The organism is Pseudomonas sp. B21_DOA (assembly GCA_030544685.1).
Taxonomy (GTDB): domain Bacteria; phylum Pseudomonadota; class Gammaproteobacteria; order Pseudomonadales; family Pseudomonadaceae; genus Aquipseudomonas; species Aquipseudomonas fluorescens_AO.
Map to the genome: position 1 here is coordinate 1,546,791 of CP086683.1, position 20,816 is coordinate 1,567,606.

The following is a 20,816-nucleotide window of genomic DNA, read 5'->3' on the forward strand; positions in this document are numbered from 1 at the left end:
GACGGGCCGTTCCGTAGCGCAGTTTTCCGACACGACGATCGGGCGCATGTTAACCGTGAGCGGGGCCAATGAATCTTTGTTGCGCGATGTGCTCGTTGGTGATCGACCTGCGCCTTTTCTGCTGGAGGACACCATCAGGCGATTCGAATCCGATTACCTGATTCAGGGCGAGGGATACCTTATAGCTGCTGAGCGGTTTACGCGGTTCAAAGAACTGGAAGATATGTTCGAAGCCGATTGTGATGAAAACACTGTACGCATGCGTCGGGTATTCCCGGACCTGCCGAAAACCGCCGCGCAAGCGATATGGCGCACCACCAGCGCCAGCGAGCGTTTGCATATGCACAATCAACCGGGCATGCCACAGCGAGTTGCGCAAGAGATACTGGTGGCCCTGCGGGAAATTCGTCTGGCCCGGGCTGGGGAAGGTCTCTATTTAGAGGCAGTATCGAACCCGGACAGTGATCGATTAATGCTGCATATGCTCGGCAATCTGGCCAATTGGCCGGAGCAAATGCGCATCGAGATTCGCCGAGGGCCGATGGACTCAGAGATTCTGGGCGCTATAGGCGATGCCCGTTCGCCGTTTCGTCACGTACTGGTTCGCCAGAATGACGGCTATGCGATCCACAGTGGCGAGGGCTCTCCACCTCAGGGATCGAAAGATCTGTGTTCGGCAGTCTACTTCCTGTTGCTGCCCGAACATCGTCAACTGCTCGGTGTGACAAAGGGCGGAGGTGCGGCGCTGCGACAATTGATCCGTGCCCAGCCGCTGCCGACGCGCCAGGCCGTGGGCAAATTGCTCGGGCTCGCCCCGCTTTCCGTTAACGTCGACCCTGCCACTCTGCAATACAGGCAAGCGGGACAATTGCGAGGTGGTGGCGACAGCCAGCCGGCATCGACAAAGTCCGTCGTCGACCGAGTACATGATCTTTATCCGCAGCTTTCGGATGAAGAGGCGACGAAGTTCATCAACGAACGTTTGAAACATGATTCGGCTGGTGTATTGACTCGTCTGGAACACGAGTTTGCGACATTGTGCGATGAACTGGCGATATGGAATGCCGATGGGCTGTCACCACATGCCCAGGTATCGGAGCCAGAGGGCGCTCCCACGCAGGCCGCGCGACGCCAGGCTCGCGAGCAATTCAGCGCAAAGCTGCGAGATATCTGGCAGCGCAAGTCGGTGTCGAAATGGGGGAGGGAGACTATCATTTTTCTTACTATGTCGATTTTTCTGGTGAGCTACCAAGGTTGTCCACCAGATTTGAGTATGTAACGGAGTTGATCCTGACCGTAGAAAAACCGGGCGCACGGATGGGGGCGTTTCTTGACAGCTTTCCCAATGTTCAATCATTAGGGATCTTTGGCATTGAAATCGAGGAATTTCCTTCAGGAATATTTCAAATGCGCCAGTTAAGCGAACTTACGCTGGACGGGTGCTCGCTAACACTATCGGAGGCCACCGTTGAGGGGTTGTCCAGAATCGAAACGCTTACCCGGTTGAATCTGGCAAACAACCCTCTGACAGTTGCTCCACATGTTGGCCACATGGCAGGTTTAACCGGATTGATGCTGAGCAACGCAAATCTTTCCAGCGTTCCCTCAGGCATAGATGCGCTCCGAAAACTGGGCGTCGTGGCATTGCATGATAATCATATCTCTGACGTGGGGTATGAGTTGTTCGAGATTCCGGATACACAGAATCTGTTTGTTGGTTTGCTGAATAATCCGCTGAGCGACATATCGAAGCAACGAATCAATCAGTTTCTTGAAGACTCCAGTATGGACCGCAAGATGGAAATCCAGTCGGAGGAGTTAGTTCCTGAGTTTGGCTCCGAAAGTGAGTCCTCGGAGAGCGGGTTCTCGACAGGGTCAGACAGTGACTGAATGTTGGTGGAAGTAACGGATCCTTGGTTTTTATAACATATACAGACAAGAGTAAGCGCTCATGACGTCCCCTTCTGATTCTATGGATTCGAGATCAGGAGGAGAAAATTTCTGGAGCGCTGGAATCAAAGCGGCAGAAACGATGTTGTGTTTATCTCTTATCGTGGCGCTGGGTTTTTTCCAGTTGTGAACATTTGTGTGAGTGGATGACAGAGATGTTGAATTATTACCTCCTCACAATTTGTCGAAGGTTTCGACTGTTTTAATTCAAGTTGAGCCTCAATACTTTGCTGAGTTCTTAAAGGACGAAGTCTATTAATCAGCAAGGTATTTAAAGATGTTTGATGAGCAAGTGGGTGTATCCCGTATCGAAGTAAAACTCGACGCCACAAATTATGGCCAGCACAAAGTACTTTATGCCAACGGTCGTATGCAGGTGCGGGTGTTGGTACTTCTGCACGGGATCGATAACAATGGCGACGGCGCATCATTGCATGGGCATCCTGCGTTGCAGTCACTGCGACTTATCGCCTATAACGGCGCTCGGCCCTTGGAGGAGACTGGAATGTCTCTATTCAGGAAAATCGATATGCTCACGAAATGACGGGTGGTGCGCCGCGGGTTACCGAAGTTCCACGTGCCACGCACAACCGGATAAGTGCCGACTCTGATCCGGTGCAGATTTTTCAATTCTGGGTTTCGGCTTCCCGACCTGGAATCATGGAAGTAACCGCCGAAATTCTCATGGACGGTGTGGTAATGCGAAGTAACGGAATTGGCTTTGACAGCAGTGTTACGCTGGAAGCAGTTCCGCCGAAAAAATACAACCAGAACAGCTTTTCTCTCTATAAGTACGGTGCGTTCAGGAGCTGGTATACGAGGAGCGGATTCAAACTTTCCATATCGGGCTCCAGGCTGACGGTCGGCAGGTAAACTTGTTGGACTGGTACAGCAATGATGTAGCGCTTAATCCATATGACGCTGATGATGCGGTAATGGTGTATTCGTCAGGAACAATTAACCACTACAGTGGCGGCGGCAGGAGCTTTTACGGTTATCTGGCGCCGATCTATGGACAAACTGCTTCGATCCATACTCCTCACGGTTATGTTAATTTCCGGATCAACGATGTTCCCGGCGTGTTGACTCTCGTGCAACGCACTACTCTACAGACAGAAGAAAAACCGGAGAACGAAGGCGCGTTCGAACTCGCAGTTATTGATGAGTTCGGTACGGAGCACTGGCTTGGTATTGAGGGTGACAAAGTGCAGCGCACTTTCATTCTGGGTGAATCGAAACGGTCAACGAAGCAATTTTCCTGATTTGATTTTTGAGGCCAGCGGCGCTTCGCTGGCCGACTTGACCGTTTTAATATCTATCTGGAAAAAGGAGCTTTTTTCTATGGAAAGTAATTCATCCTCCGCTGTCCATTCAAACGCTTTCAACTTCGGTGAGTTTGTTTCCGGAGGCGTTGATCCCCGCACGGGTATGTACACCTGCGCCCTTTCGTTGGGAAAGCTGCGCTCGGCGGATCTCAATGGTCCTGAACTTGCGTTTTCAGTGGCTTTCAATCCGCTCAACCAGACAGATGTCGGCTTCGGCATTGGCTGGTCGTTGACCCTTACAAATTACGACTTGCATAGTAAAGTCATGACTTTGTCCAACGGTGAACGCTACAAGGCTGTCGAGACGTCTACCGGTTTGAAGTTCAAGGAAATGAAACTGCAGACGGCGAAGGTGTTGGTGACCGGGGCGGGGCGCTATGAAGTTCGTTACAAGGATGGTCGGCGTGAGTTGCTGAAAGTCCTGGCTGGCAGTCATTTCGCCGTAGCAGAAAAAATAATTGCGGCGAACGGTGTCAGCGTTGCGCTGAAGCATGAGTTGTTCAATGGGTTTCCCAGGTTGGCTGAAATCAACGATACCAAGCGCTGCCTGTTGAGGGTCACACGCAAGGCAGGCCAAGTGGTATTGACGCGGCATCCCGACACTGCTTCCAGTTCCGACTACAAAATGGTGTTGAAAAACGCTCGGGTCACGGCGATCGAGCTACCGGTCGGTAGAGGTTGGGATCTGGAATATGAAGTCATAGATGGGGCCAGCTATTTACACCGCGTCGTCAATCCATTGCGCGGCGTAGAAATCATTCGCTACAAGCGCCATGGTCACCGTTTCGTAAGTGGCATTGATCGAACACTGCCGTTTGTCATCGCTCACGATATTTACCCAGGAAGGGGCCAACCCAAGCTCTGCAAGGCGTACAAGTACTCCGACCATAACTTTCTTGGCCAGGGGCTGTCGCCGGCCAAAGCCAGCGACGGTGATCCTCTCTATCAGGCGCCCGGCTATTACGTATACACCTCGGATGAGAAGTGGGTGGTAAAGGGCAAGGTCCACACGCGCATCAAGCGCACCTACAACAAGTTTCATCTTCTGGTCGCAGAGACGACCACCTGTGGCGACGCGCAGATCGAAGCCATCACCGAGTATCACTGCTCCGTCACCAAGCCATTCAATGACCAAGTGGCTCAGTTCCGCATGCCGAAGGTGCATTCGGTGACGTACCTTGATCGGCGCACCCAGCAAAAACGGCTGGAAACTACGGTCACCGAGTTCGATAACGAAGGCAACCTGGTCAAGCAGGTCGAGCCAAACGGGATCACGACTTCGACCGAATTCTATCCGGCAAGTGGTGGGGATAATTGTCCGGAGGATCCGCTGGGTTTCTCCAGGTTCCCGAGAAAGAGGACGGTCACGGCTGCCGGGGCGGATGGTGCTTCGACTGTCACGTACTATGACTATGCACTGCATACTGCATTGGAAGGTGCGCAGCTGGCATCCGTGTTACCGGTCGAGGAGCGTCTCTTCGAAGTTGTGGACGGCGTTGAGCAACTGCGTTCGAAAACCGCACGCAGTTATCTGGACTCGCCCAAGGATCCCCTCAAACACGGCGCCACTAAAGAGCAAATCTTCACCCTGAATGAGAAAAAACCACAACAGAATTCTCCTATGAACTCGAGGGTGACAGGCTGCGGGTCAAGTCCAGCACACGCGGATTTGACGGAGCGTTGCAGAGCAGTGAGACAGTGCTTTCGACGCTAACCGGCCTGTTGATGGCGCAAACAGGTGTCGATGGCGAGCACATCGAACATCAATATGACGCCATCGGCCGGGCAGTGCGCAAAACGGTCGCTTCCGGCACCGCTTATGCCGCCGCTACCCAGTGGGCGTATCTGGCCGCCAGCAAACAGCAGCCGGCGACGGTGGTGACCACGGATCCCGCCGGCGGCGAGCAGAGAGTGGCCTACGATGGCCTGGAACGGATCATCACCGTTCAGGAAAAGGACTGCGACCATCCCGACAAGGACGGTCTCATCCAGGCTCGCACACTTTATTCTGCCCTGTATGATTCGGTCGGTCACAAGGTGAACGTGACGCTGACCGATTGGCGCGATAACAAGCCTTATCCGGTCAGCACCCGCTACGAGTTCGATTCCTGGGGTCAGGTCAGCAAGACGCTGCATGCCGATGGGCGTATTGAACATAGTGAGGCGAATCCGGTCCTTCGCCAGCACAGCCATTGGCTTCAGGGCATGGGCAAGACACTCACCCTGATCAATGACTTCGACAAGCCGTTGAGTGTCGAGAGCTTCAATCTGAAGAACAAGAGTCTCGGCAAAACCGTTTACACCTATGACGGTTACGGACGCACGACCAGCCAGACAGATCCTGTCGGCAATACCAGGAAATATGAGTACGACGTTTTCGACCGGATGATCCGCAGTGTTATGCCCGACGGCAGTAAGGTCGTAACCGACTACGCGGAGCATAGTGATGAAGGGCTTGCGATCGACATCAAAGTCGGTGACAAAGTGTTGGGCCAGCAGACTTATGATGGTTTGGGTCGTTTGATCCAAAGTACCGTGGGCGGACGAAAGTCTGAGGCTGGTTATGAAGCGGGCTTCACTCAGCCACAGTGGCACAAGAGTGCTGATGGCAAAAAAACCGAGTTCACTTATTTGCGCGATCTGGGCGGTTTACTGACTGAGCGCAAGGCGGGAGAAGAGGTCACGACACTGACTTACGACCCCGTCAGTGGCAATCCCTTGACCTGTACCGAAAGCGGCAGGACACGCAGCTTTGCCTATCACCCTTCCGGGCGCCTGAAATCTGAAACGACGACCTTCGGCGCTGTCACGAAAGCAACATCCAGTACCTGGTCCCTGCAGGGGCGACCGATCACCCACGTTGATGTGCTCGGTACCGACAACAGATCTGAATACGATGAGTTCGGCCGCCTTCTATCCGCCTCGCAAGGGTCGCTGAAAACCGAGTTCCACTACGACGCCCAGACGGGAATGCTGGAGTGGACGAAAACCGAAGACACGTCGATCAAGCGTCATATGATCACCCGGTTCGTCTATGACGATATCGGTCGTGAAACCCGGCGTACATTCGAGATTCAGGGCCAGCCTGACCAGACGCTGCAATCGACTTACACGCTTGCCGGCAAACTGGCGCAGAAAGTCTCCAGGCGCGGCACGCAGATTTTGCGTGATGAGCAATTCACCTACGATGTGCGCGGGCGTCTGATCCAGTACGACTGTGCCGGCACTCAAAAGCCCCGCGATCCGTATGGCAAGGAAATCGTCCAGCAGACCTTCACCTTCGATGCGCTGGACAACATTCTTACGGTGCAGACGAAGTTCCCGCTGGGCGTGAATCTCACCACGTTCAGTTATGACAATCCCGATCCTGTACAGCTCAGCGCAGTCAAACATTCCCATGTCGACTATCCACCGGCAGTGACACTGGAATACGACGCCAACGGCAGGATGATCAAGGACGACCAGGCGCGAACGCTGGCCTATGACGCGTTCGGACGTCTTGAGCAATTGTCCGACGCAGGGGATCAGTAATCCGTGGCTACCATTACGACGGTCTCGACGATCTGGTTGAACTGTCGCAACCCGAAAAGGCGACTGTGCAGCGTTATTACCACGCAGGCCGGGTCGCCAATGAGGTGAGTGGTGAAAATTCATCCAGTGTCGTGCGTCACGGTGGCGCGCTTGTGGGACAGCGGCAACTCGGTTTGAACGCCAGCGCACAGCTGTTTGGCACCGACCAACAGCAAAGCGTGCTGGCAACACTGGGTAAGGAGGAGCACCTCACCGATTGCGCCTACAGTCCTTATGGGCACCGTCCTGCCGAAGGCGGATTGTTCAGCCTGGCGGGGTTCAACGGCGAACAGCTGGATCCGGTTACCGGGCTGTATCTGCTGGGCAACGGTTACCGGGCCTATAGCCCGACACTGATGCGTTTTCTTTCCCCCGATAGCATGAGTCCGTTCGGTGCGGGCGGATTGAATGCCTACAGTTATTGTCTGGGCGACCCTGTCAATCGGGTTGACCCTACCGGGCATGTCTCCTGGCAATCGATCCTCGGCATCGGCCTCAGTATTCTCGGGATTGTTGCCAGCGTGGTGACGATGGGCGCGGCAACGCCATGGGCAGTGGCGGCATTGGGGCTGGCGGTTACTTCAGGCCTGGCGGGTATTGCCAGCGAGGTGGTCAATGAGCTGGCACCGGGTTCTCAGGCGGGCGAGATATTGGGCTGGATCAGTTTTGGTCTCGGGCTGGCTTCGCTCGGTGCAGGTTTGGCGGCGGGTGCAAAAGCTGCTGTGAATGCGGGCAGGAAGATGGCTTCAGCTTTTAGTAAAGGCCTCAGTCCCGGTGCCAAGGACGCAGCCAAAGCGGCACGACATATTAAAAAGGGTGGAAAAGGCGCAAGGGCTGCGGCCAAAAAGCCCAGGCGCCCGTGGAGGAAGTCACGGAGAGACCTTGGCAATTAATCCGGCCGGATACAGAAGAGTACGTCTATGCCACTCATAAGACGATGGCCGACCAATTCTTCGGGTACGTGGAAAGCGATATGTCCCCCTCCAGGCAGCCAGGAAATCCAGGATGTTTTACGAGGAATTCGGCGCAGCCGGGGATGGAAGAAAAGTAACGCATGTTTTTTCGCAGCCTCGAAAGGACGTGGGGAGCGTATTTATCTTCTAGAGGACAGTAAACAGAGAGTTTGCAAAGTCCTGCAGGCGGGTGGCCATTGGTCCGACGGGGAGACCAACGCAATAATGAGATCGGCGAAAAATATGGTTACAACGCGCACATGAGCACTGTGAATACTTCGCCTGCCCGTTATGGGTGTGAAGGTCTGGAGTGCTGTTCAAGCGCCCACTCCACGTGTTCTTTAACCAACTCTGACGGATAGTCCCGTCGCGCCTTCAACGCTTCCAGCACCGGAATCGTTGAAGGCGCATTCTAACCCCACCGCGAGATTGCGCAACCAGCGCTCATACCCGGCACGCCGCAACGGCGAGCCTTCAGTGCTGCTCAAGAACTTCTCTTCATCCCACAAAAACAGCTCAGCCAACTCGGCATTGTCGAGGTTGTGTCGTGGCTTGAAATCGCTTTCCCCGGAAGGTTTGGCGAAGCGGTTCCACGGGCAGACGATCTGGCAGTCATCGCAGCCGAACACCCGATTGCCGATCAGCGGCCGCAACTCTTCGGGGATGGCGGTCTTCAGCTCAATGGTCAGATAGGAAATGCAACGCCGGGCGTCCAGCACATAGGGGCCGACGAACGCATTGGTCGGGCAGATATCCAGACACGCCGTGCAGCGCCCGCAATGTTCGCTGCTGTGCGGTTCGTCCACCGGCAACGGCAGATCGACGAACAGCTCACTGAGGAAGAAATAACTGCCGGCCTTGCGGTTGAGCACCAGAGTGTTTTTGCCGATCCAGCCTAGCCCGGCCTGTTCGGCGATGGCTTTTTCCAGCACCGGTGCGCTGTCGACGAAGGCACGGAAACCGAACGGGCCGATCTGCGCCTGAATCCTGTCGGCCAATTGTTGAACACGTTTACGGATCAATTTGTGGTAATCGCGGCCCAAGGCATAACGCGATACGTAAGCCTTTTCCGGTTCAGCCAGGCGTTTGGCCATTTCGGTATCGCCCGGCAGGTAGTCCATGCGCAGCGAGACCACGCGCAACGTACCCGGCACCAACTCTTCGGGATGCGAGCGTTTGCTGCCATGGGCGCCCATGTAGTCCATGTCGCCGTGGTAGCCGGCCTCGAGCCAGCGCTGTAGATGCTGCTCGTGCTCGGCCAGATCCAGACCGCTGATGCCGACTTGCTGAAAGCCCAGGTCGCGGCCCCAATCCTTGATCGATTGGGCGAGGGCGGGCAGGTCTGTGGTGATGGCGGACATGAGGCGAGAGAAACCGGAGCTGAGGTGCGTATAATTCTGCCAGACATCGGAGCCCGAAGACGCATGCCGCAGACGAAAGATGAATTACCCGACGCGCTGTACCGCGCCGCGCAGGTGCGCGAACTCGACGCGCGGCTGATCGCCGCCGGTACGCCGGGCTTCGAATTGATGCAACGCGCCGCCCGCGCGACGTGGCGCGCACTGGTGCGCAAGTGGCCGGCAGCGAACGAGCTGACCGTGCTCGCCGGGCACGGCAACAACGCTGGCGACGGTTATCTGGTGGCCGGGCTGGCGCTGCGGGCCGGTTGGACGGTGCGCGTTCTCGCCGTCGGCGATCCGCAACGTTTGCAGGGCGATGCCGCACTGGCCCATGCCGAATCCGTAGCTGCTGGTGTTGTGGTGCAAGGCTGGCAGGGGCAAAGCGAGCTGCGCGGTGTCGTCCTCGATGCCTTGCTCGGCACTGGCCTGAGCGGCGAAGTGCGTGAGCCGTATGCATCGGTGATCAAGGCGATCAACGCCTGCGGTTTGCCGGTGGTGGCGGTCGATATTCCGTCAGGGCTATGTGCCGATACCGGGCGTGAACTGGGCGTCGCGGTCCGCGCCGATCTAACGGTGACATTCATTGCTATGAAGATCGGGCTGTTGACCGGCGACGCGGCGGATCATATTGGCGAACTGGTCTTCAACGACTTGCAAGCCACCGACGAAATTTTCAGTGACATTCCCGTCTGCGCTCAACGCCTGAGCGCCGCTAATCTTCCAGCACTTGCGCCGCGCGCGCCGACCTCGCACAAGGGCCGCTTTGGCCATGTGCTGTTGATCGGCGGCGATCATGGTTTCGGCGGGGCGATCCTGCTCAGCACGGAAACGGCCTTGCGCAGCGGCGCGGGCATGGTCTCGCTGGCGACTCGGCCAGAGCATGTGCCAGCGGCGCTGACCCGCGTGCCAGAGGCGATGGCGCTCGGCACCTCGTCAGCCAATCAACTGATGGGTCTGCTGGAAAAGGCTTCGGTGCTGGTGGTCGGGCCGGGGCTCGGTCAAGCCAGTTGGGGGCGCGCCTTGTTGTCGGCCGCCGCCAACGCACCGTTGCCACAGGTGTGGGACGCCGACGCGTTGAACCTGCTGGCCAGCGCTTTTGTCCAGTTGCCCGAGGGTTGCGTGATTACCCCGCATCCGGGCGAGGCGGCGCGCTTGCTTGGCGTCAGCACCACCGAGGTGCAGGCCGATCGCCCGGCCGCTGCTATGGCGTTGAGCAAAAAGTATTCAGCGGTAGTGGTTCTGAAAGGTGCCGGCAGTCTGATCGCCCATCCAGACGGGCGTCTGGCCCTGTGTCACCAAGGTCATCCGGCGATGGCGACGGGCGGGTTGGGTGATGTGCTGGCCGGTCTCACCGGCGCATTGCTGGCCCAAGGCATGGGCGCGTTCGATGCGGCATGCCTGGCCGTCTGGCTGCACGCCAACGCGGGTATGCAACAAGGCAAATTCGGCCGTGGGCTGGCGGCCAGTGATCTGATTCCAGCCATTCGTCAGTTGTTGGAGGAGCAAGCACCGTGTCTGAAGTAACCCTGTACCTGGCTGATGAACAGGCGATGAGCGACTTTGGCGCACGGATCGCCCGCGTCACCCAGGGCCATGGCCTGATTTTTCTTGAAGGCAACCTGGGCATGGGCAAAACCACGCTCTCGCGTGGCATCATTCGCGGGCTGGGGCATGTTGGCGCGGTAAAAAGTCCGACCTTCACCTTGGTTGAGCCCTACGAGATCGGTGACGTTCGTGCCTTCCACTTCGACCTGTATCGACTGGTCGATCCGGAAGAGCTGGAGTTTCTCGGTATCCGTGACTACTTCGAAGACGATGCCCTGTGCCTGATCGAATGGCCCGATAAAGGTGCAGGCTTTTTGCCAAAGCCTGACCTGACCATTACCATTGGCCCGCAAGACAGCGGGCGTTCGCTGAAAATTTTAGCCCAGGGCTCGCGTGGCGAGGCCTGGTGTGCCGCTTTGGCATTGGAATCCAATTAAATGATGGGGTTTGGTATGCGCTTTCGCGCGTTGGTGGCTGCCGCTGGACTGATGTTGATGGCAGTAACCGTCAACGCTGTGGCCGATTCAAAGGTCAACAGCGTGCGCCTGTGGCGGGCGCCGGACAATACGCGACTGGTTTTCGACCTCAGCGGCCCGGTGCAGCACAGTGTCTTCACCCTGACTGCCCCGGATCGGTTGGTGATCGACATCAACGGCGCCACCCTCGGCGCGCCGTTGAATGTGCAGACCGCGAACACGCCGATCACCGCGATGCGCTCAGCCCAGCGCACGCCGACCGACTTGCGGGTGGTCATCGACCTGAAAAAGCCGTCACCCCGAAAAGTTTCTCGCTGGCGCCGAACGCGCAGTACGGCAACCGTCTGGTGGTCGATCTGTTCGACAACCCGGCCGATGCCGCGCCGCCGCCGGCCCCGACACCTTCGGTGGCGACCGTGCCGGCAGTGCCGGTGACCCCGACCGAGCCGGCGATCAAGCTGCCTCCAGCTCCTGCCGGCAAGCGTGACATTATCGTTGTGATCGACGCCGGCCACGGTGGCGAAGACCCGGGCGCGTCTGGCTCGCGCGGCCAGCGTGAAAAAGACGTGGTGCTGCAGATCGCCCGCGAGTTGCAGCGTCAGGTCAACGGTATGAAAGGTTTCCGCGCCGAACTGACCCGTACCGGCGACTACTTCATTCCATTGCGCGGGCGGACCGAAATCGCGCGCAAGAAGGGCGCCGACCTGTTCGTCTCGATTCACGCCGACGCAGCGCCGTCCGCAGCCGCGTTCGGTGCGTCGGTGTTCGCTCTGTCCGATCGTGGCGCTACGTCCGAGACCGCCCGTTGGCTGGCCGACAGTGAAAACCGTTCCGACCTGATCGGCGGTGCCGGCAACGTCAGCCTCGACGACAAGGACCGCATGCTCGCTGGCGTGTTGCTCGATCTGTCGATGACTGCGTCGCTGACTTCCAGCCTCAACGTCGGGCAAAAGGTGCTGACCAACATCGGTCGCGTCACGCCGCTGCACAAACAGCGCGTGGAACAAGCCGGATTCATGGTGCTGAAGTCGCCGGACATTCCATCGATCCTGGTCGAAACCGGCTTCATCTCCAACGCCAACGAAGCGAACAAACTGTCCGCGTCGAGCCATCAGCAAGCTCTGGCCCGTTCGATCAGCAGCGGCGTGCGCCAGTTCTTCCAGCAGAATCCGCCGCCCGGCACTTACATCGCCTGGCTGCGTGATTCCGGCAAGATTGCCCAAGGCCCGCGCGACCACCGCGTCGGCCCGGGCGAAACGCTAGCGATGATCGGCGTGCGCTATCAGGTTTCGCCGGCCACGTTGCGTGCTGCCAACAACCTGAAAAGCGATGAGCTGAAAGTCGGTCAGCACCTGACCATTCCCGGCACCGAACTGGCGTCCAAAGAATGAACCAGGTATTGAACACGGCGCGCATCGAGCTGCTCAGCCCACGACTGGCGAACCAGATCGCCGCCGGTGAAGTGGTTGAGCGCCCGGCTTCGGTGATCAAGGAGTTGCTGGAAAACAGCCTCGATTCTGGCGCCAAGCGTATCGACGTCGACGTCGAGCAGGGCGGCGTCAAGTTGCTGCGCGTGCGTGATGACGGCAGTGGAATTTCGGCCGATGACCTGCCGCTGGCCCTGGCCCGTCACGCCACCAGCAAGATTCGCAACCTCGAAGATCTGGAACAGGTGATGAGCCTGGGTTTCCGTGGCGAGGCGCTGGCGTCGATCAGCTCGGTGGCGCGTTTGACCCTGACCTCGCGCACCCGCGATGCCGACCAGGCCTGGCAGGTAGAAACCGAAGGCCGGGACATGGCGCCGCGCGTGCAGCCGGCTGCGCACCCGGTTGGCACCTCGGTGGAAGTCCGTGACCTGTTCTTCAACACCCCGGCCCGGCGCAAATTTCTCAAGACCGAAAAAACCGAATTCGATCACCTGCAGGAAGTGATCAAGCGTCTGGCGCTGGCGCGTTTCGACGTGGCTTTTCATCTGCGCCACAACGGCAAGACCATCCTCAGCCTGCACGAGGCCCACGATGATGCGGCCCGCGCACGGCGTGTGGCGGCGATCTGCGGTTCGGGGTTTCTCGAGCAAGCTTTGCCGATCGAGATCGAACGTAATGGCCTGCACCTGTGGGGCTGGGTCGGTTTGCCGACCTTCAACCGCAGTCAGGCGGACTTGCAGTATTTCTTCGTAAACGGCCGAGCAGTGCGCGACAAACTGGTGGCCCACGCCGTGCGTCAGGCTTATCGCGACGTGCTGTTCAACGGTCGGCACCCGACCTTTGCGCTGTTTTTCGAGGTCGATCCGGCGGCGGTCGACGTCAACGTCCACCCGACCAAGCACGAAGTGCGTTTCCGCGACGGGCGCATGGTTCATGACTTCCTGTATGGCACGCTGCACCGTGCGCTGGGCGACGTGCGTCCGGAAGATCAATTGGCCGGCTCGGTCACCACGGCGATCGTTCGACCTAGTGGCATCGAGGCGGGCGAATTCGGTCCGCAGGGCGAGATGCGTCTGGCCGCCAATGCGCTGCTGGAGCAGCCGCAGGCGCAGCCGGTGTTCAATACTTCGTCCGGCGCCAGCGCTGGCGGCGCTTATCAATATCAATACACGCCGCGTCCGCAATCGACGTTGCCCGCTGCCGAAGCTCAAGCTGCTTACAAGGAGTTTTTCGCGCCGCTGCCTGAAGCCAATGCCAGCGCACTGCCGACCGGTCAGGAAGATATCCCGCCGCTCGGCTATGCACTGGCGCAGCTCAAGGGCATCTATATTCTGTCCGAGAACGCCCATGGCCTGGTGCTGGTGGACATGCATGCCGCCCACGAGCGGATCATGTACGAGCGCCTGAAAATCGCCATGGCCAGCGAAGGCCTCAGTGGTCAGCCGTTGCTGGTGCCGGAGTCACTGGCGGTCAGTCAGCGCGAGGCCGACTGCGCTGAAGAACACGCCGCGTGGTTTCAGCGTCTTGGTTTTGAATTGCAGCGGCTGGGGCCGGAAACCCTGGCGATCCGGCAGATTCCCGCATTGCTCAAGCAGGCCGAAGCCAATCGACTGGTCGGCGACGTGCTTTCGGATTTGATGGAGTACGGCACCAGCGACCGTATCCAGGCGCACCTCAACGAACTGCTCGGCACCATGGCCTGCCACGGCGCGATCCGCGCCAACCGGCGTCTGGCCCTGCCGGAAATGAACGGCCTGCTGCGTGATATGGAAAACACCGAACGCAGCGGTCAATGCAACCATGGCCGACCGACCTGGACCCAATTGGGTCTGGACGATCTGGACAAACTGTTCCTGCGCGGTCGTTGATGAGCCAGCTTCCTCCAGCGATTTTCCTGATGGGCCCGACCGCTGCGGGCAAGACCGATCTGGCCATCGAGCTGAACAAAGTGCTGCCGTGCGAATTGATCAGTGTCGATTCGGCGCTGGTCTACCGCGGCATGGACATCGGCACGGCCAAGCCTTCGAAAGAGTTGCTGGCGCAATACCCGCACCGGCTGATCGACATCCTCGACCCCGCTGAAGCGTATTCAGCCGCCGATTTCCGCCGCGACGCGTTGCAGGCCATGGCCGAAATCACTGGACGAGGAAAGATCCCGCTGCTGGTCGGCGGCACCATGCTCTATTACAAGGCTTTGGTTGAAGGTCTGGCGGACATGCCGGCGGCCGATCCCGAGGTCCGTGCGCAGATCGAGGAAGAAGCTGCGCGCCTCGGCTGGCAAGCCCTGCACGATCAACTGGCGCAAATCGATCCGGTGTCGGCGGCGCGCATTCATCCCAATGATCCGCAGCGCTTGAGTCGGGCACTTGAAGTGTATCGAGTCAGCGGGCAGAGCATGACCGCCCTGCGCGAGCAACAATCTGCGCAAAGTACTGAAGCAGCCGCTTCGGGACGCCAACAATTGCCCTATACTGTCGCGAACCTGGCCATTGCTCCGGCGAATCGTCAGGTTTTGCACCAGCGAATTGAACAAAGATTCACAAATATGTTGGAACAGGGATTCATCGACGAGGTCGTAGCCCTGCGTAAAAGAAGTGACCTGCATTCGGGGTTGCCGTCTATACGTGCGGTAGGCTACCGCCAAGTCTGGGATTACCTGGACGGCAAGCTGACATTGGCCCAGATGCAGGAGCGGGGCATCATCGCCACGCGCCAATTGGCCAAACGCCAGTTTACCTGGCTGCGCAGCTGGGACGATTTGCACTGGCTGGACAGTCTTGATTGCGACAATCTGCCACGCGCCTTGAAATACCTCGGGACCATCTCCATATTGAGCTGAGTCCTTGCAATTGCCGTCTATCCTTGGGGGTGTGACGGCCGAAGCCATCTGAATTTACCTGTTTTTATTATTGAATCCTTAAAGGAGTGCGGCACATGTCAAAAGGGCATTCGCTACAAGACCCTTACCTGAACACTTTACGTAAAGAGAAAGTCGGGGTTTCCATCTACCTGGTCAACGGTATCAAGCTGCAAGGGACGATCGAGTCGTTCGACCAGTTCGTGATCCTGCTGAAAAATACCGTAAGCCAGATGGTCTACAAACACGCTATCTCGACCGTCGTGCCGGTTCGTCCAATTCGTCTGCCTAGCGCAACCGAAAACGAACAGGGCGATGCCGATGCAGCGCCGGGTAACGCCTGATAGGAGTCTCCTTTGTTCTTTGAGCGCCACGGTGGTGGTGAACGAGTCATCCTCGTTCACTTGGATGGACAGGACCCTGAGGCGCGCGAAGATCCGCAGGAGTTTCAGGAGTTGGCAAATTCGGCTGGCGCCGAGACCGTCGCGTTTTTAACGTGCCGCGTCATCGGCCAACCGCCAAATATCTGATCGGCAGCGGCAAGGTCGAGGAACTGCGCGACCTGGTCAAGGCTGAAGAAGCCGATCTGGTGATTTTCAATCACATCCTCACGCCCAGTCAGGAACGCAACCTCGAACGTGTCTTCGAGTGTCGCGTAATCGACCGCACAGGGCTGATTCTCGATATCTTCGCTCAACGCGCACGTACCCATGAGGGCAAGCTGCAGGTCGAACTGGCCCAGCTTGACCACATGAGCACGCGGCTGGTTCGCGGCTGGACTCACCTTGAGCGTCAGGGTGGCGGTATCGGTATGCGCGGCCCGGGTGAAACCCAGCTGGAAACCGACCGCCGCCTGCTGCGGGTTCGCCTGCGCCAGATCAAGGGGCGGCTGGAGAAGGTACGCAGTCAGCGTGAGCAGTCGCGCCGTGGCCGATCCCGTGCGGACATTCCTACCGTTTCGCTGGTGGGTTACACCAACGCCGGCAAATCGACACTCTTCAACAACGTGACGAAATCCGACGTGTATGCGGCCGACCAACTGTTCGCCACACTCGACCCGACCCTGCGCCGCCTGGAGCTTGACGACCTCGGTCCGATTGTCCTGGCCGACACCGTGGGCTTCATTCGTCACCTGCCGCACAAGCTGGTCGAGGCATTTCGGTCTACGCTCGAAGAGTCGAGCAATTCCGACCTGCTGTTGCACGTGATCGATGCAGCCGAACCTGATCGCATGTTGCAGATCGAGCAGGTGATGGTGGTGCTGGGCGAGATTGGTGCCCAGGACTTGCCGATCCTCGAGGTCTATAACAAACTCGATTTGCTCGAAGGTGTCGAGCCGCAGATCCAGCGCGATGCCGATGGCAAGCCGCAACGGGTCTGGCTCTCGGCGCGTGATGGCAGCGGTCTGGAACTGCTTGAGCAGGCCATCGCCGAGTTGCTCGGCAGCGATCTGTTCGTCGGCACCTTGCGCTTGCCGCAACGATTCGCTCGACTGCGTGCGCAGTTCTTCGAACTCGGGGCGGTACAGAAAGAAGAATACGATGAAGAAGGTGTCAGCCTGCTGACCGTTCGTTTGCCCCGGATCGAGCTGAATCGATTGGTAAGCCGCGAAGGATTGCAGCCGATGGAATTCATCGAGCAACACACTTTGCAATAAAAGCCTGAAAAAGCGGTTGTGCCGCAACGGCAGGCATTCTGTAGCATTGGTCGGCGCGCCGTGGGTGCGTCTTTGCTTTATCAGATGGAGAGCGCTATGGCTTGGAATGAGCCGGGTGGCAACTCGAACAATCAGGATCCCTGGGGTGGCAAGCGCCGCAATAACGGCGACCGCAAGGGACCACCGGATCTCGACGAGGCCTTCCGAAAGCTGCAGGAAAGCCTGAACGGGTTGTTCGGTGGTGGTAAGAAACGCGGTGATGACGGCGGCGGGTCGGGGCGCAGCAGTGGCGGCTTCGGCGGTCTGCTCGGCATCGGCCTGGTGGTGCTGGCGGCTGTCTGGCTGTACAGCGCGGTCTATGTGGTGGACGAGCAGGAGCAAGCCGTGGTGCTGCGCTTCGGCAAGTACTACGAGACTGTCGGCCCGGGCCTGAACATCTACTTCCCGCCGATCGACAAGAAGTACATGGAGAACGTGACGCGTGAGCGTGCGTACACCAAGCAGGGCCAGATGCTGACTGAAGACGAGAACATCGTCGAAGTGCCGCTGACCGTGCAGTACAAGATCAGCAACCTGCAGGACTTCGTGCTGAACGTCGATCAGCCGGAAATCAGTCTGCAGCACGCGACCGAAAGTGCGCTGCGTCACGTGGTCGGTTCCACCGCCATGGACCAGGTGCTGACCGAAGGTCGTGAATTGATGGCCAGCGAAATCAAGGAGCGTCTGCAACGTTTCCTCGATACCTATCGCACCGGTATCACCGTCACCCAGGTCAACGTACAGAGCGCAGCGGCACCGCGTGAAGTACAGGAAGCCTTCGATGACGTGATCCGCGCCCGTGAAGACGAGCAGCGTTCGCGCAACCAGGCCGAGACCTATGCCAACGGCGTGGTGCCGGAAGCCCGTGGTCAGGCCCAGCGCATCATCGAAGATGCCAATGGTTACCGCGACGAGACCATCTCGCGCGCCAAGGGTGAGGCCGATCGCTTCACCAAGCTGGTCGCCGAGTATCGCAAGGCACCTGAAGTCACCCGCGAGCGTCTGTACCTGGACACCATGCAGGAAGTCTTCAGCAATACCAGCAAGGTACTCGTGACCGGCAACAAGAACGGCCAGAGCAATCTGCTCTACCTGCCGTTGGACAAAATGATCCAGAACAGTTCGGGTAATGCACCGGTGACCGGTTCGGCCGCCAGCAACAACACGGACGTCACGCCGCATGTCACCGACGTGCCGCAGACGCGTACAAGGGAGACCCGCTGATGAGCAATAAATCGCTGATCGCCCTGATCGTTGGCGTCGTCGTGGTACTGGTGGGCTGGAATTGCTTCTACATCGTCGCTCAGACCGAGCGCGCGGTGCTGCTGCAATTCGGTCGTGTGGTTCAGGCCGATGTCCAGCCGGGCCTGCATGTGAAAGTGCCGTACGTCAACCAGGTGCGCAAATTCGACGCGCGTCTGTTGACGCTGGATGCACCGACGCAGCGCTTCCTGACCCTGGAAAAGAAAGCCGTGATGGTCGATGCCTACGCCAAGTGGCGGGTGAAAGATGCCGAGCGCTTCTACACCGCGACTTCGGGTCTGAAGCAGATCGCTGATGAACGTCTGTCCCGTCGTCTGGAATCCGGTCTGCGTGACCAGTTCGGCAAGCGCACCCTGCACGAAGTGGTGTCGGGTGAGCGTGATGCGTTGATGGCTGACATCACTGCATCGCTGAACAAGATGGCGGAAAAAGAGCTGGGTATCGAAGTGGTCGATGTCCGGGTCAAGGCAATCGATCTGCCGAAAGAAGTGAACCGCAGTGTGTTCGAGCGTATGAGCACCGAACGTGAGCGTGAAGCTCGCGAGCACCGCGCCAAGGGTAACGAGTTGGCCGAAGGCATCCGTGCCGACGCCGATCGTCAACGCCGCGTGTTGCTGGCTGAAGCCTATCGTGAATCCGAAGAGGTTCGCGGTGACGGTGACGCCCAGGCTGCTGCGATCTACTCCAAGGCCTACGGTCAGGATCAGGAGTTCTACGGTTTCTACCGTAGCCTGCGTGCCTACCGCGAAAGCTTCGCGAACAAGTCCGACGTCATGGTCCTCGACCCAAGCAGCGACTTCTTCCGCTATCTGGAAAAAGCCAAGCCTTGATACGGCGTTGACCTGAATCATTCCGCCCGGCGGCTAAAACCTCGGGCGGGGTGATCCTTTCGGAAAACGTGTGTATGATGCGGCAGCCGGGAAATTCCCGGCTTTTTTGCGTCTGCACGTTTGATTGCTGTTTTAGTTGCAGGCATCGGGTTTGAACAGCCCGAGCGTTTTTCGAGGAAAGTGATGGGCGAAGCCGGTAACAGGCCTTTCGCTGCGTCGTTCATGCGCGTGCGTTTTGAACGCCCCGGTCATTTTCTGCTTCACTCAAGGCTCGCCCTCGTGCTGGCCGCCCGGATCAAAGGGGAATGGCGTAATGGCAACGGTAGACCGCTGGCTGCTGCCAGATGGCATCGAAGAAGTACTGCCACCGGAGGCGGCGCGCATTGAAGTCGCGCGTCGTCAGGTGTTGGATCTGTTCCAGAGCTGGGGTTACGAGTTTGTCGTGACTCCCCATATCGAGTACCTGGAATCCCTGCTGACCGGCGCGGGCCAGGACCTGGATCTGCGTACCTTCAAGGTCATCGACCCGCAATCGGGCCGGCAGATGGGTTTCCGTGCCGACATCACGCCGCAGGTCGCGCGAATCGATGCGCACACCCTGCGTCGCGAAGGTCCGAGCCGTCTGTGCTATGCCGGCAGCGTCCTGCACGCCCAACCGCGTGCATTGTCATCTTCGCGCAGCCCGATCCAGCTTGGCGCCGAACTGTACGGCGACGCCAGCCCGAGCAGCGACGTCGAAGTCATCAGCCTGATGCTGGCCATGCTGGAACTGGCCGATGTGCCGGACGTGCACATGGACCTCGGCCATGTCGGCATCTACCGTGGTCTGGCGCGCGCCGCCGGTCTGTCTGGTGAAGTTGAACAGCAGTTGTTCGATGCCCTGCAGCGCAAGGCCATCGATGAAGTGATTACCCTGACCGAAGGCCTGCCGGCCGATCTGTCGGGCATGCTCCGCGCACTGGTTGATCTGTGCGGCGGCCGTGAAGTGTTGAGCGCTGCCCGCGAGCGTCTGGCCAATGCGCCGGCGCCGGTGCTGGCGGCGCTGGAAGATCTGCTGGCGATTGCCGAGCGTCTTTCCGTGCGCTTCCCGCAGCTGCCGCTGTATTTCGACCTCGGCGAGTTGCGCGGCTACCACTACCACACCGGTGTGGTGTTCGCGGTGTTCGTACCCGGCGTTGGCCAGTCCATCGCTCAGGGCGGTCGTTACGATGACATCGGCGCCGACTTCGGTCGCGCCCGTCCGGCGACTGGTTTCTCTACCGATTTGAAAACCCTGGTGACCCTGGGGCGTGCTGAAATCGAGCTACCGTCTGGCGGTATCTGGATGCCTGACAGTACGGATGCGGCACTCTGGCAGCAGGTTTGCCAGTTGCGCAGTGAGGGTCAGCGTGTCGTTCAGGCCTTGCCTGGACAACCTTTGGCCGCCGCCCGTGATGCGGACTGCGACCGGCAATTGATTCAGCAGAACGGGCTTTGGCAAGTATCGCCACTGGCTTCTTGAGTTTTCCTGCCGGCCTTCGCCGG

The 20,816-nt window shown here is 58.5% G+C and carries 15 protein-coding genes and 3 pseudogenes; 17 read left to right on the plus strand and 1 reads right to left on the minus strand.

Features of this window, described 5'->3' with window-relative positions:
- Window positions 1–46 precede the first annotated feature (46 nt).
- The 7 genes from LJU32_07155 (at window position 47) to LJU32_07185 (ending at window position 7,738) form a co-directional block, all read left to right on the plus strand.
- Window positions 47–1,279, plus strand: a complete 1,233-nt coding sequence (locus LJU32_07155) for a hypothetical protein (protein WKV90040.1) — start codon at window positions 47–49, stop codon at window positions 1,277–1,279.
- A 5-nt stretch (window positions 1,280–1,284) separates the two neighbouring features.
- Window positions 1,285–1,890: a hypothetical protein gene (locus LJU32_07160; protein ID WKV90041.1), complete on the plus strand. Its 606-nt coding sequence runs from the start codon at window positions 1,285–1,287 to the stop codon at window positions 1,888–1,890.
- Window positions 1,891–2,227: 337 nt separating this feature from the next.
- Complete coding sequence (locus LJU32_07165; GenBank protein ID WKV90042.1) at window positions 2,228–2,494, plus strand: hypothetical protein; 267 nt, start codon at window positions 2,228–2,230, stop codon at window positions 2,492–2,494.
- A 334-nt stretch (window positions 2,495–2,828) separates the two neighbouring features.
- The gene (locus tag LJU32_07170) at window positions 2,829–3,212 is read left to right on the plus strand and encodes a hypothetical protein (GenBank protein ID WKV90043.1); all 384 of its coding nucleotides are present in this window, start codon (window positions 2,829–2,831) and stop codon (window positions 3,210–3,212) included.
- A 79-nt stretch (window positions 3,213–3,291) separates the two neighbouring features.
- On the plus strand, window positions 3,292–4,989 hold the full coding sequence (locus LJU32_07175) for a hypothetical protein (protein WKV90044.1): 1,698 nt from the start codon (window positions 3,292–3,294) through the stop codon (window positions 4,987–4,989).
- Complete coding sequence (locus LJU32_07180) at window positions 4,974–6,806, plus strand: hypothetical protein (protein ID WKV90045.1); 1,833 nt, start codon at window positions 4,974–4,976, stop codon at window positions 6,804–6,806. Before LJU32_07175 ends, LJU32_07180 begins: the two co-directional genes overlap by 16 nt.
- A 65-nt stretch (window positions 6,807–6,871) precedes the next feature.
- A complete protein-coding gene (locus LJU32_07185) occupies window positions 6,872–7,738 on the plus strand; it encodes an RHS repeat-associated core domain-containing protein (GenBank protein ID WKV90046.1) in 867 nt (288 codons plus the stop codon).
- Window positions 7,739–8,087: 349 nt separating this feature from the next.
- Here the strand turns inward: LJU32_07185 and queG are convergent.
- Window positions 8,088–9,159, minus strand: a pseudogene (gene queG / locus LJU32_07190) (tRNA epoxyqueuosine(34) reductase QueG).
- Window positions 9,160–9,222: 63 nt separating this feature from the next.
- Between queG and LJU32_07195 the strand changes: the two are divergent.
- The 10 genes and pseudogenes from LJU32_07195 (at window position 9,223) to LJU32_07240 (ending at window position 20,793) form a co-directional block, all read left to right on the plus strand.
- Window positions 9,223–10,722: an NAD(P)H-hydrate dehydratase gene (locus LJU32_07195; GenBank protein WKV90047.1), complete on the plus strand. Its 1,500-nt coding sequence runs from the start codon at window positions 9,223–9,225 to the stop codon at window positions 10,720–10,722.
- The gene (tsaE, locus tag LJU32_07200) at window positions 10,710–11,180 is read left to right on the plus strand and encodes a tRNA (adenosine(37)-N6)-threonylcarbamoyltransferase complex ATPase subunit type 1 TsaE (protein ID WKV90048.1); all 471 of its coding nucleotides are present in this window, start codon (window positions 10,710–10,712) and stop codon (window positions 11,178–11,180) included. Before LJU32_07195 ends, tsaE begins: the two co-directional genes overlap by 13 nt.
- Before the next feature lie 3 nt (window positions 11,181–11,183).
- Window positions 11,184–12,610: pseudogene (locus LJU32_07205) on the plus strand (N-acetylmuramoyl-L-alanine amidase).
- On the plus strand, window positions 12,607–14,514 hold the full coding sequence (mutL, locus tag LJU32_07210) for a DNA mismatch repair endonuclease MutL (protein WKV90049.1): 1,908 nt from the start codon (window positions 12,607–12,609) through the stop codon (window positions 14,512–14,514). The pseudogene LJU32_07205 and the gene mutL overlap by 4 nt, the downstream one beginning before the upstream one ends.
- A complete protein-coding gene (miaA, locus tag LJU32_07215) occupies window positions 14,514–15,485 on the plus strand; it encodes a tRNA (adenosine(37)-N6)-dimethylallyltransferase MiaA (GenBank protein ID WKV90050.1) in 972 nt (323 codons plus the stop codon). Before mutL ends, miaA begins: the two co-directional genes overlap by 1 nt.
- Window positions 15,486–15,580: 95 nt before the next feature.
- Entirely contained in the window at window positions 15,581–15,847 is a 267-nt protein-coding gene (hfq, locus tag LJU32_07220) for an RNA chaperone Hfq (GenBank protein ID WKV90051.1), read from the plus strand.
- A 12-nt stretch (window positions 15,848–15,859) separates the two neighbouring features.
- A pseudogene (gene hflX / locus LJU32_07225) lies at window positions 15,860–17,160 on the plus strand (GTPase HflX).
- Between the two features lie 96 nt (window positions 17,161–17,256).
- Complete coding sequence (gene hflK / locus LJU32_07230) at window positions 17,257–18,423, plus strand: FtsH protease activity modulator HflK (GenBank protein ID WKV90052.1); 1,167 nt, start codon at window positions 17,257–17,259, stop codon at window positions 18,421–18,423.
- The gene (gene hflC / locus LJU32_07235) at window positions 18,423–19,292 is read left to right on the plus strand and encodes a protease modulator HflC (protein ID WKV90053.1); all 870 of its coding nucleotides are present in this window, start codon (window positions 18,423–18,425) and stop codon (window positions 19,290–19,292) included. The genes hflK and hflC overlap by 1 nt, the downstream gene beginning before the upstream one ends.
- 313 nt (window positions 19,293–19,605) lie before the next feature.
- Complete coding sequence (locus tag LJU32_07240) at window positions 19,606–20,793, plus strand: ATP phosphoribosyltransferase regulatory subunit (protein ID WKV90054.1); 1,188 nt, start codon at window positions 19,606–19,608, stop codon at window positions 20,791–20,793.
- Window positions 20,794–20,816: the final 23 nt, after the last annotated feature.

Bases quoted from the DNA above. Each gene is read 5' to 3' on its own strand.
- LJU32_07155 (WKV90040.1), top strand. From the start codon at position 47: ATGTTAACCGTGAGCGGGGCCAATGAATCTTTGTTGCGCGATGTGCTC.
- LJU32_07165 (WKV90042.1), top strand. From the start codon at position 2,228: ATGTTTGATGAGCAAGTGGGTGTATCCCGTATCGAAGTAAAACTCGAC.
- LJU32_07175 (WKV90044.1), top strand. From the start codon at position 3,292: ATGGAAAGTAATTCATCCTCCGCTGTCCATTCAAACGCTTTCAACTTC.
- LJU32_07195 (WKV90047.1), top strand. From the start codon at position 9,223: ATGCCGCAGACGAAAGATGAATTACCCGACGCGCTGTACCGCGCCGCG.
- mutL (WKV90049.1), top strand. From the start codon at position 12,607: ATGAACCAGGTATTGAACACGGCGCGCATCGAGCTGCTCAGCCCACGA.
- miaA (WKV90050.1), top strand. From the start codon at position 14,514: ATGAGCCAGCTTCCTCCAGCGATTTTCCTGATGGGCCCGACCGCTGCG.
- hfq (WKV90051.1), top strand. From the start codon at position 15,581: ATGTCAAAAGGGCATTCGCTACAAGACCCTTACCTGAACACTTTACGT.
- hflK (WKV90052.1), top strand. From the start codon at position 17,257: ATGGCTTGGAATGAGCCGGGTGGCAACTCGAACAATCAGGATCCCTGG.
- hflC (WKV90053.1), top strand. From the start codon at position 18,423: ATGAGCAATAAATCGCTGATCGCCCTGATCGTTGGCGTCGTCGTGGTA.
- LJU32_07240 (WKV90054.1), top strand. From the start codon at position 19,606: ATGGCAACGGTAGACCGCTGGCTGCTGCCAGATGGCATCGAAGAAGTA.